This is a genomic window from Mesorhizobium sp. C120A, assembly GCF_030323105.1.
GTDB lineage: Bacteria > Pseudomonadota > Alphaproteobacteria > Rhizobiales > Rhizobiaceae > Mesorhizobium.
This window is the reverse complement of sequence record NZ_CP100476.1, coordinates 4,411,963-4,425,318: the sequence shown is the minus strand read 5'-3', so window position 1 is coordinate 4,425,318 and position 13,356 is coordinate 4,411,963. Positions and strand designations below refer to the sequence as shown.

Genomic DNA, 13,356 nt, shown 5'->3' with positions numbered 1-13,356 from the left:
TCCGCTCCCCGCACCAACGGCCCAGGGAGGGGTTCTTTTGGGCCATCAATCGAGGAAAATTCGGCAATGACCATCATTTCTGCCGTCATCGCCTGCGGCTTGCTTTCAATCCTTTACGCCATCTGGGCGACACGATCGGTTCTTGCAGCCGATCAGGGCAATGCACGCATGCAGGAAATCTCCGCCGCCATCCGCGAAGGCGCGCAGGCCTATCTGGCGCGCCAGTACACCACCATCGCCATCGTCGGCGTGGTCGTGCTCGTGCTCGCCTGGTGGCTGCTTTCGATCACCGCCGCAGTCGGCTTCCTGATCGGCGCCGTGCTTTCGGGCGCCGCCGGTTTCATCGGCATGCACGTCTCGGTGCGCGCCAATGTGCGCACCGCGCAGGCGGCGTCCAACAGCCTCGCCGCCGGTCTCGACATCGCCTTCAAGTCGGGCGCCATCACCGGTATGCTGGTGGCTGGCCTGGCGCTGCTCGGCGTGTCGATTTACTACTATATTCTGACCGGCCCGATGGGCCTGCAGCCCAATGACCGCATCGTCATCGATGCGCTGGTTTCGCTCGGCTTCGGCGCTTCGCTGATCTCGATCTTCGCCCGTCTGGGCGGCGGCATCTTCACCAAGGGCGCCGACGTCGGCGGCGATCTCGTGGGCAAGGTCGAAGCCGGTATTCCCGAAGACGATCCGCGCAACCCGGCCACCATCGCCGACAATGTCGGCGATAATGTCGGTGATTGCGCCGGCATGGCCGCCGACCTCTTCGAGACCTATGCGGTGACCGTCGTTGCCACCATGGTGCTGGCTGCCATCTTCTTCGGCGGAACCGCCGCTCTGGGTGCGGCGATGCTCTATCCGCTCGCCATCTGCGGCGCCTGTATCCTGACCTCGATCGTCGGCACCTTCTTCGTCAAGCTCGGTTCCAACGGCTCGATCATGGGCGCCCTCTACAAAGGCCTGATCGTCACCGGCCTGCTGTCGATCGTCGGTCTCGGTGTCGCTACCTCGGCAACCGTCGGCTGGGGCGAGGTCGGCACCGTCGCCGGCATGACCATCATCGGCAAGAACCTGTTCATCTGCGGCCTGATCGGTCTCGTTGTGACCGGTCTCATCGTGGTGATCACCGAATACTATACCGGCACCAACAAGCGCCCGGTGAACTCCATCGCCCAGGCCTCGGTGACCGGTCACGGCACCAACGTCATCCAGGGACTTGCGGTGTCGCTGGAATCGACCGCACTGCCGGCAATCGTCATCGTCGGCGGCATCATCTCGACCTACCAGCTCGCCGGCCTGTTCGGGACGGCGATCGCGGTCACCACCATGCTCGGCCTGGCCGGCATGATCGTCGCCCTCGACGCCTTCGGCCCGGTCACCGACAATGCCGGCGGCATTGCCGAAATGGCCGGCCTGCCCAAGGAAGTGCGCCACTCCACCGACGCGCTCGACGCGGTCGGCAACACCACCAAGGCGGTGACCAAGGGCTATGCCATCGGTTCGGCCGGTCTTGGCGCGCTGGTGCTGTTTGCGGCCTATTCGAACGATTTGAAGTTCTTTGCCGCCAATGGCGACAAATATCCATACTTCCAGGGCATGGGCGATGTCTCCTTCGACCTCTCCAATCCCTATGTTGTCGCCGGCCTGATCTTTGGCGGCCTGATCCCGTACCTGTTCGGCGGCATCGCCATGACGGCCGTCGGCCGCGCGGCGGGCGCCATCGTCGAGGAGGTGCGCAAGCAGTTCCGCGAGGATCCGGGCATCATGGCCGGCACCTCCAAGCCGAACTATGCCCGCGCCGTCGACCTTCTGACCAAGGCGGCGATCCGCGAAATGATCATCCCCTCGCTGCTGCCGGTGCTGGCGCCGCTCGTCGTCTATTTCGGCGTGCAGCTGATCTCGGGCTCCAAGGCGTCCGCCTTTGCGGCACTCGGCGCCTCGTTGCTCGGCGTCATCGTCAACGGCCTGTTCGTCGCCATCTCGATGACTTCGGGCGGCGGCGCCTGGGACAATGCCAAGAAGTCGTTCGAGGACGGTTTTGTCGACAAGGACGGCGTCAAGCACCTCAAGGGGTCCGAAGCGCACAAGGCTTCGGTCACCGGCGACACGGTTGGCGATCCCTACAAGGACACCGCCGGCCCGGCGGTCAACCCGGCAATCAAGATCACCAACATCGTGGCGCTTCTGCTGCTGGCCGTGCTCGCGCACGGCTAAGGCAACGCCACTGCTTCAGGAACAAACCCGCGGGAGCGATCCCGCGGGTTTTTGTTTGAGATTTACGCTGGTGGCAGTCAACCCTCATCCGGCTCGGTCCCCACATCGCCGCGCTTGCTGTAGCGATCCAGCAATTCGCTCACGCCAGGTTCGCGCTCAGGCATCGGCGCCAGGCCACGCAGGCGCCGCAGCTTGGCAAGGAAGGCGCCTCGCTTATACTTGCGGCGGAAGGCGCGGGCGCGGGGATGGATGCCAAGAGCCGCCATCAGCCTGCGCCTGAGATAACTCGATGCCGCCAGGCGAATGGGTTCGCCCGCGCAGCCAAGGATTTTCACGCGCAAGGCGTCCGGCGTCTGCATGGCATCCAGAAGATCCTTCTGTTCCTGCGCATTGTCGCCGAGATAGGAACCCTTGCGTATGCCGGAATGCAACTTGATCACCGTGAGGTGCGGCATCGTCGCGATCACCGCGCCCTTTCGCCATGCCCGAAACAGCCAGTCCTGCGAGCTTTCGCAAAAGCACTGGCTGGCGGGTCGCCAAGGTCCGAGCAGGCTGAACGAAGCGCGGCGAAACATGTGTGCCGAGCCAAATCCTTCCGTCGTGACGGGGTCGTAAAAACCATCCTTGCCGATCCCGAAGATCGAATTGACAGGATTGCCGGCCGCCGACGGCGGCTGGATGACGGCACCGCGCGCCAGTACCACGTCGGCGCCCGAGGCGTCGATCCAGCCGGTCATCGCCGCCAAATGGTCGGGAAACCACAGATCGTCGTGGTTGAGCAAGGCGACGAAGCGGCCACGCGCCCTGGCAAAGCCGATATTGTTGGGACCGGACTGTTCGCCGAAATTGACGGGAAGATCGATGTAGACGATGCGGGCATCGTCAAATTCAGCGACAACGGCCGCCGTATCCGGCCTGCAATCGTCGCCGATGACCAAGGCTTCCCAGTCTTGCAACGTCTGGCGCATGACGCTGGTCAATGCCTGCCGCAGCGCTGCCGGCCGGTTGTGCGTCGCGATCACGATCGAGACCAGCGGTTCGCCGCCGGCCTGGTCGCGCTGCGCCGATGCTTCCACGCTACACCAGTCTGTAGGGAATGTGGTCGGTGTCTGGCGGCAGGCGCCAATGGTCGGGCTGATCGTAGGCATAGGCCTTGTCGACGAGATTGAGCAGCACCGCCGTCTCCGCTCCGAGCGAGACAACACCATGCCATATGCCGGGCGGAATGATGACGACCGCCGGGCGCAGCGGGCCGATAATCTTGTGCCAGACGGCGCCGAAGGTCGGCGAGGCCTTGCGTCCGTCAAACAGCGAAATGCGAACGCTGCCGACGCAGCAGAACAGCCGGTCGGTCGTCACCGCATGGGCATGCCAGCCCGTCACCGCGCCGGGATACAAGGTGCGTTGGAAGACCTGGCCGACCGGCTCCGAATCGAGCTCCCACTCCTCACGAAAGATCTCGGTCAGATAGCCGGTGGAGGTTGCGACCGGCCTTATCTCCTTGACCCTCACGCCATCGATCGCCACCGGCTCGATGGGCATCCAGTCAGGCGTGACCACCTGGCCGTCAGCCGTTCCGGTCGCCATCCAGCCTGTCGGTTTTGTCCGGGTTTTTTCCGGCACGGATGCTCCTCCCAATTCAGCGTGATGCGCCATTGGCCAGCACGGTCTGATACGAATTTGACCGGTCGCTGGCAAGTACGCGTCAAGGTTTGCTGATGGGTTTCGATCTCACGGCACTTGATGTTTTGATGCAATCGGAGAGCCGCATTGCCCAAAACATCGTTCCGTTCTGCCCAAGCCCGGACCGTTCGCCTGCTTTAATACCCCGGCCATGGCCAGGACATTGCGATCGACGCGGTGTCTGCTCGCCCTCGCGGCGATTTCGGGCAGGGAAAGGCATTTCGGCAGGAAAAGACATGGACATGTTTTTGATGACGGCTTCGCTTGCGCTGGCTGGAATTATTGCCGGCATCTACGTCTCGGGCGTAATCCACGATTTTCGCATCGATGATCTTACCGCCGGCCAGTACATGGCCATGCATCAGATGCGCGACCGGACGTTTACCCGGGTGATGCCGGTCGTCAGGCTGACGACGCTGGTGCTGATCGCGGCGACGGCGATGTTTGCGGTCGATGCCGGCCTGCCGCGCATCCTGACGATCGTCGCCGCGGCGCTGGTGGTGATCGACATTGGCTTCACCGTCAGCCGTCAGGTGCCGCTCAACAAACAGGTGCAGAGCTGGACGCCGGTGACCATCCCCGATGATTGGGCGCAGACGCGCGACAGCTGGGCGGCCAACCACAATCTGCGCCTTGTGCTTGGACTGGCCGAATACGCCTGCCTGTTTGCCGCGGTCATCCTGACGCTCAGCCGGTGATTCAGTTTTCGCGGAACGCCGCGGCATGGGTCGGCACTTCTGCCGGCCGCCGCCGTTGAAAACAGGAGTATTGCCATGCTGCACCACGCTTCATTCAACGCCCGCGATCCGCAGGCCGTCGCCAGCGTCCTTGCCGAAATGCTTGTCGCCACCGCGGTTCGTGCGCCGTCGCCGCCATTTCCTGAGGGAGCATGGTTCGTCTGCCTCGGCGACGATTTCGGCTCGCTGATCGAAATCCTGCCGTGCGGCACGGTTCTGGACCAGCAAGCGCCGCTCGGCATCGGCTTCGACCCGAACATGCGCCTGCGCTCCGGCTCGCATGTGCTGCTCAGCACGCCCAATTCGACCGAAACCATCCAGGGCATTGCCGCCCGCATGGGCTGGCATAGCGAGCTGATCGATGCGCGCCTGTTCAAGGTGCTCAAGGTCTGGGTCGAGGACGAAACCCTCGTCGAATTCCTGACGCCCGAGATCGCACCGCTGTACCGCGCGACATTCGGCTGGGGCGGCATGGCGACACTCGACGCCAAGCTGCGCGAGCTGGAGAGCCAGATGGCGGCAGCGCTTGCCGCCAAGGCCGCGAACCAGTCGGGCCGCAAGGATGACCAACCGGCCGGTGCAATGAGTCCGTGAGCACCGGGGGGCGCCTTCTGCTGACCTCCCAAGGAGAGTTCCCAAACGGCCGCCGAGGTCAACCGGCGCCGGCGCTGTCGCCGGCTTCCGCCTTCAGCCAGTTGATGAACGATCTGGCAGGCTCCCAGGCGGAGATGGACGGGTGGACGACGACGTAGTGGTTCCAGTTCGTCGGTATGTCCGTTGTCAGGAGGCGGACGAGCCTGCCGGTGCGCAAATCGCTCTCGACCAGCGACTTCCTCGCGATGGCGACGCCCAGACCGCTCGCCGCCGCTTCGACCGCCAGCAAGGTGCCGTTCAGATTCATGCCGTCGCCAACCGTATCCAGCGGCAGATTGTTTCTCTCGAACCAGTGGCGCCAATTGGCGCCGCTCTCGTCATTTTCGGCCGTCGTGTCGAGGATGCGAAACAGTCGCAGCACATCGTGCTGGTCTCTGACCGGGCCGTTGGCGGCGAGATAGTCGGGACTGACGACAGGAAAGATCGCATCTGCCATCAGCCATTCGGTCTCGACGGCCGGATAGTGTCCGCCGCCGAAGCGCAATGCGATGTCGACTGTTCGCTGCGAAAGGTCGACGACTGCAAGATCCGCATTGATGTCGATCTCTGTTTCGGGATGCTTTTTGCGAAACCTGTGCAGGCGCGGGGCCAGCCAGCGTACGGCATGCGAAGGAATGGCGGTGACCCTCAGCCTCGTGCGCTCGTTGCGCGCGACACTCGCGATCGTGCTCTGGATTTCCAGCAATGCGCGTCGCACGCCTGCGGACAATCTTTCGCCTTCAAGCGTGAGTTCGACGCGGCGGACATGGCGGGTGAACAGAAGCACGCCGAGATCGGCTTCGAGATCGGCGATGCGGTGGCTGAGCGCGCTTGGCGTAACATTCAGCTCATCGCCGGCGCGCTTGAAGCTGCCCAGCCGGGCAATGACCTCGAAAGCCCGAATGGATTCCAGTTGTGGAAGCCGTCTTGTCATTTGCCGTTACCCTATCCTGCCCCTGGGTTCCTTAGCATGAATGAACTAAGCTCATCCATAGCTTCGTAAATAGTCTTTTGTCCAAGTGCGCAAATCATTGTAGCCATCCACTGCCCCCCGATTGCCGCCGTCGGAATGAGAGGCCGTTCATGGAACGAGCCTCGACTACGAACGACAGTGAAATGAAGACAATCGCTTGGGAGTACCCCATGACTATTCGACCCCCCGAGTTTGCGCATGCGCGCTTTTCGACCGCCATGTGGCCCCGAGCCGAATGGAGAAACGTCTATTGCGACCTTGCGCCGGATGGTGACCGACATGGATTTTAACGTCACGGAGGAAAAGCTCTCCGTCGACGCGACCATCCTGCGGCTGCCGGGCGTCGGCATTGCCGATTCGAGGACCACCGCCTTCCGCACCATCCGTTCCCGCGCCATGGCCAAGGGGACCGATGATTACATTTTCTTCATGTGTCTGGAGGGCGCTGCCACCTTCTCGCATCTCGGCCGCGAGGCCAGCATCGAGGCCGGCCAGGCAATCCTTCTGTCCTCCTCTGATCCGCATGTGATCGAGCGGGCGATGTCGCATCATCTCTTCATCACCATCCCCAAGGCAGCGCTCGGGCCCATGGCTGCGAATGCGGACGCCGCCCTGATGACGCCGATGTCATGCGTGGGCGAAAAGTTCTTGCTGCTGACCAGCTATGTCCGTCTGCTGATGCAGGAGCCGAACCTGGCCGCGTCCGAATTGCGCTGGCTTGCCGCCAAGCACATACAGGACCTTGTCGCGGTCGTGGTCGGGGCAACGCAGGACGCCACCGAGGTCGCCGCAGGCCGCGGCATACGCGCCGCGCGGCTGCGCGCCATCAAAGCCGATATCGAAAGCAATCTGGCTTCCGGCGATGTCGGGTCGGACGCCCTGGCCGGGCGCCACCGCGTCAGCGCGCGCTATATCAGAAAGCTGTTCGAGGGTGAGGGTACCTCGCTGTCGCAGTTCGTGCTTGGCCGGCGGCTGGCGCTGGTTTGCAGCAAGCTATCCGACCTGCGCCTGGCACACCGCACCATCGGCGCCATCGCCTTCGACGCCGGCTTCGGCGATCTCTCGACCTTCAACCACGCCTTCCGCCGGCATTTTGGCATGACGCCTTCGGAAGCGCGGCAGAGTGCGGCTGTGCACCGCGCCTCGCTGGAGCCCGGCGGCCGAACAGGCCACGCGCGGCAAAGCGCGACGGGTGTTGCGGCCGCATGACCTCAAAACAAAAGCCCGCAGGATCGCTCCCGCGGGCTTTTGGTCGCCTGAGATGGTGTCGCTTCGGGGGAAGCAAAAATCTAAGGAAGGCGGTCGCTTCTTAGGCGCCGCCGCCAGGAATGGGGGGCGCCAGTTTGCTGGCGCCTTTGATGATCTGGCTGAGGAAGTTCTGGTCCTTGCCGCCGGTCGGCGTGGTGCGCGAGATGAAGTCGAAAATCTTGCCGTCCTTCAGACCGTAATTGGCAATCTGGGTGACGCGCCCGTCCTCGCCAAAATACACCGCGAGCACTTTCTGGTCGACCAGGCGCGGCTTGTCGAAAGCGACATAGCGCTTGCGCGTCTGCGAAATGTAATAGAACGCCTCATTGTCGAAGGTGGCTTTCGTCGATGGCGTGCCGAGCGCCAGAAGCACCTGTTCGCGGCTGGAGCCCACCGGCACCGAATCGACCGCCTGCTGGTCGATAACATAGCCCTGCGTCAGCGTCTCGCTAGGGTTAAGGTCGCCGAACATCTTGGACGAATTGCAGCCCGACAGCGCGGAAACCACCAGCACCAGCGAAACCGCGGCGGTGGCCCCAGGCAGAAAAGTCGACTTGAATCTCAGCGCGCGCAACAACAACTCCATTAGCTGGCCGCAACTTGCGCTGGGCGGCAAAACCGGTAAACCAGCTTGCTTGCCGATGCAACAAGGCCCATTCAAACAATCGGTCCCCAGGAGACCACCCTCAATGTTCCAGCGCCTTTTTGGCCGCGAACGCAACGCCAACCGCGCTATCACCGAGGCGCTTTACGCACAAATCGTGGCGGCGGCGCGGCAGACCGTGTTTTATTCCCACTGGAATGTGCCGGATACGCCGCTCGGCCGTTTCGAGATGCTGTCGCTGCATATGTTCCTGTTTCAGCACCGGCTGCGCGGCGAAGAGGGCGTCGCGCATGAGGTCGCGCAGGTGCTGATCGACGAGTTCTTTCTCGATGTCGAGCATTCGCTGCGGGAACTGGGCGTTGGCGATGTCGGCGTGCCCAAGCGCATGAAGAGGCTGGCCAAAATGTTCTACGGCCGTACCGCCGCCTATGACGACGCGCTGGAACGCAGCGACCGCGACGCGCTTGCTGCCGCCCTGGCGCGCAATGTCAGACCCGATGCCGGCGCCTGGCCGCAAGCCTTGCCGCTGGCGTCCTATGTAATCGATGCCGCAAGGCAGCTTGAAGCACAGCCGTCCGAATCGATCGTTTCCGGTGCCGTGGCGTTTCCCGTCGCGAAAGCGGATGAGGAGGGGAGACCAAGATGAAACATGTGGACACGCCTAGCCCGGTCTCATTCGCGGCCAATGTCGGCCGCCTGCCGCACAAAGGTTTGCAGGTGGTGATCGACGCCGACGCCGCGCAGCGCGCAACGCTTGCGCGCGAGCACGAGCTGCTTTCGGTCGAAAACTACCGTGCTGAGCTTTTGGTGGCGCCGTGGAAGCGCAATGGCGTCAAGGTCAGCGGCCGCGTCGAGGCTGATATCACCCAGGCCTGCATCGTCACCCTTGAGCCGGTCGCGGCCCATATCGACGAGGAGGTCGAGGCGCTGTTCCTGCCGGAGCAATCCAAGCTCGGACGGCAAGGGTTCGAAGGCGGCGGCGAGATCCTGCTCGACGCCGACGGGCCAGACGGCCCGGAAACATTCTCCGGCGACACGATCGACGTCGGCGCGCTCGCCGAACAGTTCTTCGGGCTGGCGATCGATCCCTATCCGCGCAAGGCAGGCGCCTCTCTCGATGCCGCCGGCCCGGACGAGCCCGTCGAGAATGAATTCCAGCAAAAGCTGCGATCCTTGCTTGGAAAATCCTAAAACACGAAGCGATCGGAGAAAAGCCGGTTGTGCGGCAGCCCAAAACCGCTATTTTCGCCGAACCTTCGCGAGCCCCCGAATTTCGCGAGTTTAGTATTTCTTTCGCGGGCCATGTGCCCTGGCCCAAGCTAGTGAGATAAAGACCGCGTGATCAGGATTTCCATCGATGCCATGGGTGGCGATCACGGGCCAAACGTGGTCATCCCGGCACTCATGACGGTCGCCGTCAGGCGTCCCGACATCCGCTTCGTCATATATGGGCGCGAGGAATTGGTGCGCCCCGAACTCGCCAAATTCCCCAAACTGGCCGAGGTCAGCGAGTTCCACCACTGCGAAGTCGCGGTCAGGATGGACGACAAGCCGAGCCAGGCGCTGCGCCACGGCCGCTGGAAGTCGTCGATGTGGAAGGCTGTCGAAGCAGTCAAGAGTGGCAGCGCGCAGGCCTGCATTTCGGCCGGCAATACCGGCGCGCTGATGGCGATGTCGAAATTCTGCCTGCGCACGATGGCGACCATCGACCGTCCGGCGATCGCGGCGATCTGGCCCACGATGCGCGGCGAGAGCGTGGTGCTGGATGTCGGCGCCACCATCGGCGCCGATGCGCACCAGCTGATCGACTTTGCCATTCTCGGCACCGGCATGGCGCGCTCGGTGTTCGGCATCGACCGGCCGAAAGTCGGCCTGCTCAATGTCGGCGTCGAGGAGATCAAGGGACAGGAAGAGGTCAAGGAAGCCGGGCGCATGCTGCGCGAGGCCAACATGGCCTCGATGAATTATCATGGCTTCGTCGAGGGTGACGACATCGGCAAGGGCACGGTCGACGTGGTCGTCACCGAGGGCTTTGCCGGCAACATCGCGCTCAAGACGGCAGAAGGCACTGTGCGCCAGATCTCAGGCTATCTGCGCGCCGCGATGAACCGCACGCTGATGGCCAGGATCGGCTATGTCTTCGCCAAGGGCGCTTTTGACCGCCTGCGCGAAAAGCTCGATCCGGGCCGCTCCAATGGCGGCGTTTTCCTGGGTCTGAACGGCATCGTGGTGAAGAGCCATGGCGGCGCCGATTCGGACGGTTTCGCGGCAGCGATCGAGCTTGGCTACGATATGGTGCGCAACAATCTGATCGACCGCATCGAGGCCGATCTCGACCTGTTCCATGCGCGCAACCCGCATGCCCAGGCAAGCAGGAAATCCGACGCCACCGTCGACGAAAAGGAATAGGAAAGAGCTTTGATCAGATCAGTCGTGCGCGGCACCGGTGCTGCGCTGCCCCGCCGCATCATGAAGAATGCCGATTTCGAAGGCATGGTCGAGACCTCGGACGAGTGGATCGCCCAGCGCACCGGCATCCGCCAGCGTCATATCTCCGCCGATGACGAGACGACGGCGTCGCTGGGCGAGGCGGCGGGGCGCGCAGCGCTCGACAATGCTGGTCTTACGGCTGCCGACATCGACCTGATCGTGCTGGCGACCTCGACGCCCAACAACACCTTTCCGGCGACCGCCGTCGAGATCCAGAACCGGCTCGGCATGCATCACGGCTTTGCCTTCGACCTGCAGGCGGTGTGCTCGGGCTTCGTCTATGCGGTGACCACCGCCGACCTCTACATCAGAGGCGGCCTCGCCAAGCGCGTGCTGGTGATCGGCGCGGAGACCTTTTCCCGCATCCTCGACTGGAGCGACCGCTCGACCTGCGTCTTGTTCGGCGACGGCGCCGGCGCGCTGGTGCTGGAAGCGGATGAGGGCACTGGCGGCATTGCCGACCGTGGCGTGCTGGCGATGAGCCTGCGCTCCGACGGCGCCCACAAGGACAAGCTTTTCGTCGATGGCGGTCCCTCGACCACCGGCACCGTCGGCCATCTCAGGATGGAAGGCCGCGAGGTGTTCAAGCACGCCGTCGGCATGATCACCGACGTCATCGAGGCGACGTTTTCGCAGGCCGGCATAACCGCCGACGACCTCGACTGGTTCGTGCCGCATCAGGCCAATAAACGCATTATTGACGCTTCGGCCAAGAAGCTCGGGATTGCTGAGCAAAAGGTGGTGGTCACCGTCGATTTGCACGGTAACACCTCCGCTGCTTCCGTGCCGCTGGCGCTTTCGGTGGCCGTCGCCGACGGTCGCATCAAGAAGGGTGATCTCGTGCTCCTGGAAGCGATGGGCGGCGGCTTCACCTGGGGCGCGGTTCTCGTTCGCTGGTAAGTGCCGAACGGTCCGGTTTCGGTCCTTGACCTTGCCGGATCAATTACTTAGGCTCTGCCTTTACCTGTATCGATTTATGTTTTTTGAACTGATGGGACGGTCGCATGGGGGGAAAGACACTTACGCGCGCCGACCTTGCCGAAGCTGTTTACCGTAAGGTCGGCTTGTCACGCACTGAATCGGCAGAACTCGTCGAAGCGGTGCTGGACGAAATCTGTGAAGCCATCGTACGCGGCGAGACGGTGAAGCTGTCGTCCTTCGCCACCTTCCACGTCCGTTCCAAGAACGAACGCATCGGCCGCAATCCCAAGACCGGCGAGGAAGTGCCGATCCTGCCGCGCCGGGTGATGACCTTCAAGTCGTCGAACGTGCTGAAAAGCCGTATCCTGCGCTCGCACCAGAACAGCAAGGCCAAGGGCGGCAAATAGGTTCTGCCGCAGGCTTCGGTTGAAAACGCCGGGCCGTTTTGACGCCGGGCTTGAATATTGTTTCATAAACCGCTGAAATGATACCCGATTCGGCAGACTGGGCCGGATCGCCGTCCAGCGTGAGGATTTCGCCCATGGACAAGAGCCCCGACGCTTTCCGCACCATCAGCGAGGTCGCGGAGGATCTCGATCTGCCGCAGCACGTGCTGCGCTTCTGGGAAACCCGTTTCAACCAGATCAAGCCGATGAAGCGCGGCGGCGGCCGCCGCTACTACCGGCCACAGGATGTCGAACTGATCAAGGGCATCCGCCACATGCTCTACGACCAGGGTTACACGATCAAGGGCGTGCAGAAACTGCTGCGCGAGAACGGCAACCATTTCCTGGTCGCCATCGGCAATGGCGACATGGCTGCCGTCGAAGCGATCTCGCAGCGCAGGCAGGCCGATCAGGTGCCGCTGACGCCAGCCGCCCAGCCGCGCGGCATGGATGACGAGATGCTGGTCGGCCAGCCCAAGGTAAAACCCAGCCGCCGCTTTTTCGGCCTGGGCAAGACCGAGGAGGAAGGTCCGGTCCAGCCCGGCGCATCGAAACTGTCGCGCGACAACCGGGCCTTGCTGCAGGAGGCGCTGTTTGACCTCCTGGAGTGCAAGCGCCTGCTCGACCAGGTGCGCTAACCTTTCCGCTGCCTCGGGCAAGCAGACCGGAACCGGTTCTGCGGCCATGCGTTTGGCCTTCTCTCAAAAAGAAGGAAAACAATCATGGCATCGCTTTCGACCCTCTCCGATCTCGATCTCGAAAAGCAGGTCGCGACCCTTTCCAAAGAGCTCGCCGCCTTGCGCAAAGTCGTGGCCAAACGCGGCGGTGCTTACTACGAGGACGGGCGCGATGCCGCTTCGGACTATTATGGGCAGCTTGCCGACCTTGTCAGCGATGCGCTGCCGGCGATCAGGAAGCAGGGCAGGGCGATCGAAAAGACGGCGCGCGATCGTCCGGCAACAGCCGCTGCTGTTGGGTTGGTCGTGGTCGGCCTTCTCGCCAGCTTGTTGCTCAGCCGGCGCTAAAACAATTCACGAAAACAAAAAGAAAATGGCGGCCGTCCCGCGGACGACCGCCATTTCCCTGATCTGCGGCCGATTACTTGGCGAGCTTGATCTTGGCCTGCGGTGAAACCTGCGCGGTCTGGCTGCACTTGCCATAGACAGTGCCATTCTTGTCCGTGGCGTCGGTATAGGTGCCTTTGCACTCGATCGAGAGCACCAGGCAATGACCGGAGCCCTTGCAAACCGCGCCGCCGTCGCCCGTGGGATGCGTGCCGTTGGCGAAAGCCGAGGTCGGAACGGAAGCCGAACCGAAGGCCGAGACGATGAGGGCCGCGGCGAGCGTGATGCGCTTGAAGTTGGTCATTTGAGCATTTCCTTCTCTGGATCGAGGATCGCCACCATGGCGTCC

Annotated in this window: 16 protein-coding genes; 11 read left to right on the top strand and 5 right to left on the bottom strand. The window is 62.9% G+C overall.

Going from position 1 to position 13,356, the window contains the following annotated elements:
- Positions 1-66: 66 nt before the first annotated feature.
- Entirely contained in the window at positions 67-2,208 is a 2,142-nt protein-coding gene (locus NL532_RS21540) for a sodium-translocating pyrophosphatase (protein WP_023689501.1), read from the top strand.
- Between the two features lie 77 nt (positions 2,209-2,285).
- Here the strand turns inward: NL532_RS21540 and NL532_RS21535 are convergent, their stop codons facing one another.
- On the bottom strand, positions 2,286-3,284 hold the full coding sequence (locus tag NL532_RS21535) for a glycosyltransferase family 2 protein (protein ID WP_023753647.1): 999 nt from the start codon (positions 3,282-3,284) through the stop codon (positions 2,286-2,288).
- A gap of 1 nt (position 3,285) precedes the next feature.
- Positions 3,286-3,831 carry a dTDP-4-dehydrorhamnose 3,5-epimerase family protein gene (locus NL532_RS21530; RefSeq protein WP_245263480.1) on the bottom strand — a complete coding sequence of 182 codons (546 nt, stop codon included), beginning with the start codon at positions 3,829-3,831 and terminating at the stop codon, positions 3,286-3,288.
- Between the two features lie 296 nt (positions 3,832-4,127).
- Between NL532_RS21530 and NL532_RS21525 the strand changes: the two genes are divergently transcribed.
- On the top strand, positions 4,128-4,589 hold the full coding sequence (locus NL532_RS21525) for an anthrone oxygenase family protein (RefSeq protein ID WP_023727523.1): 462 nt from the start codon (positions 4,128-4,130) through the stop codon (positions 4,587-4,589).
- A gap of 75 nt (positions 4,590-4,664) precedes the next feature.
- Positions 4,665-5,222 (top strand): hypothetical protein, encoded by a 558-nt coding sequence (locus tag NL532_RS21520; RefSeq protein ID WP_023705063.1) that lies wholly within the window; start codon positions 4,665-4,667, stop codon positions 5,220-5,222.
- 58 nt (positions 5,223-5,280) lie between these two features.
- Here the strand turns inward: NL532_RS21520 and NL532_RS21515 are convergent, their stop codons facing one another.
- Positions 5,281-6,195: a LysR substrate-binding domain-containing protein gene (locus NL532_RS21515; RefSeq protein WP_023669366.1), complete on the bottom strand. Its 915-nt coding sequence runs from the start codon at positions 6,193-6,195 to the stop codon at positions 5,281-5,283.
- 318 nt (positions 6,196-6,513) lie between these two features.
- On the opposite strand from NL532_RS21515, the gene NL532_RS21510 reads away from it, so the two are divergent.
- Entirely contained in the window at positions 6,514-7,443 is a 930-nt protein-coding gene (locus NL532_RS21510; protein WP_196813872.1) for a helix-turn-helix domain-containing protein, read from the top strand.
- A 100-nt stretch (positions 7,444-7,543) separates the two neighbouring features.
- Here NL532_RS21510 and NL532_RS21505 read toward each other — a convergent pair whose 3' ends face one another.
- The gene (locus NL532_RS21505) at positions 7,544-8,056 is read right to left on the bottom strand and encodes an outer membrane protein assembly factor BamE (protein WP_023829435.1); all 513 of its coding nucleotides are present in this window, start codon (positions 8,054-8,056) and stop codon (positions 7,544-7,546) included.
- 115 nt (positions 8,057-8,171) lie between these two features.
- Here NL532_RS21505 and NL532_RS21500 point away from each other — a divergent pair, with 115 nt between their 5' ends.
- From NL532_RS21500 to NL532_RS21470, 7 genes are all read left to right on the top strand, one after another.
- A complete protein-coding gene (locus tag NL532_RS21500) occupies positions 8,172-8,732 on the top strand; it encodes a ubiquinol-cytochrome C chaperone family protein (RefSeq protein WP_023753643.1) in 561 nt (186 codons plus the stop codon).
- Positions 8,729-9,277, top strand: a complete 549-nt coding sequence (locus NL532_RS21495; protein WP_023753642.1) for a YceD family protein — start codon at positions 8,729-8,731, stop codon at positions 9,275-9,277. The genes NL532_RS21500 and NL532_RS21495 overlap by 4 nt, the downstream gene beginning before the upstream one ends.
- Before the next feature lie 147 nt (positions 9,278-9,424).
- Positions 9,425-10,495: a phosphate acyltransferase PlsX gene (gene plsX / locus NL532_RS21490; protein WP_023700539.1), complete on the top strand. Its 1,071-nt coding sequence runs from the start codon at positions 9,425-9,427 to the stop codon at positions 10,493-10,495.
- Between the two features lie 9 nt (positions 10,496-10,504).
- The gene (locus NL532_RS21485) at positions 10,505-11,476 is read left to right on the top strand and encodes a beta-ketoacyl-ACP synthase III (RefSeq protein ID WP_023734142.1); all 972 of its coding nucleotides are present in this window, start codon (positions 10,505-10,507) and stop codon (positions 11,474-11,476) included.
- A 104-nt stretch (positions 11,477-11,580) separates the two neighbouring features.
- Entirely contained in the window at positions 11,581-11,904 is a 324-nt protein-coding gene (locus NL532_RS21480) for an integration host factor subunit alpha (protein WP_006201891.1), read from the top strand.
- Between the two features lie 134 nt (positions 11,905-12,038).
- Complete coding sequence (locus NL532_RS21475; RefSeq protein ID WP_023669374.1) at positions 12,039-12,581, top strand: MerR family transcriptional regulator; 543 nt, start codon at positions 12,039-12,041, stop codon at positions 12,579-12,581.
- A gap of 84 nt (positions 12,582-12,665) precedes the next feature.
- Entirely contained in the window at positions 12,666-12,968 is a 303-nt protein-coding gene (locus NL532_RS21470; protein WP_023705060.1) for a hypothetical protein, read from the top strand.
- Positions 12,969-13,041: 73 nt separating this feature from the next.
- Here the strand turns inward: NL532_RS21470 and NL532_RS21465 are convergent, their stop codons facing one another.
- On the bottom strand, positions 13,042-13,311 hold the full coding sequence (locus NL532_RS21465; RefSeq protein WP_023669376.1) for a hypothetical protein: 270 nt from the start codon (positions 13,309-13,311) through the stop codon (positions 13,042-13,044).
- Positions 13,312-13,356 lie beyond the last annotated feature (45 nt).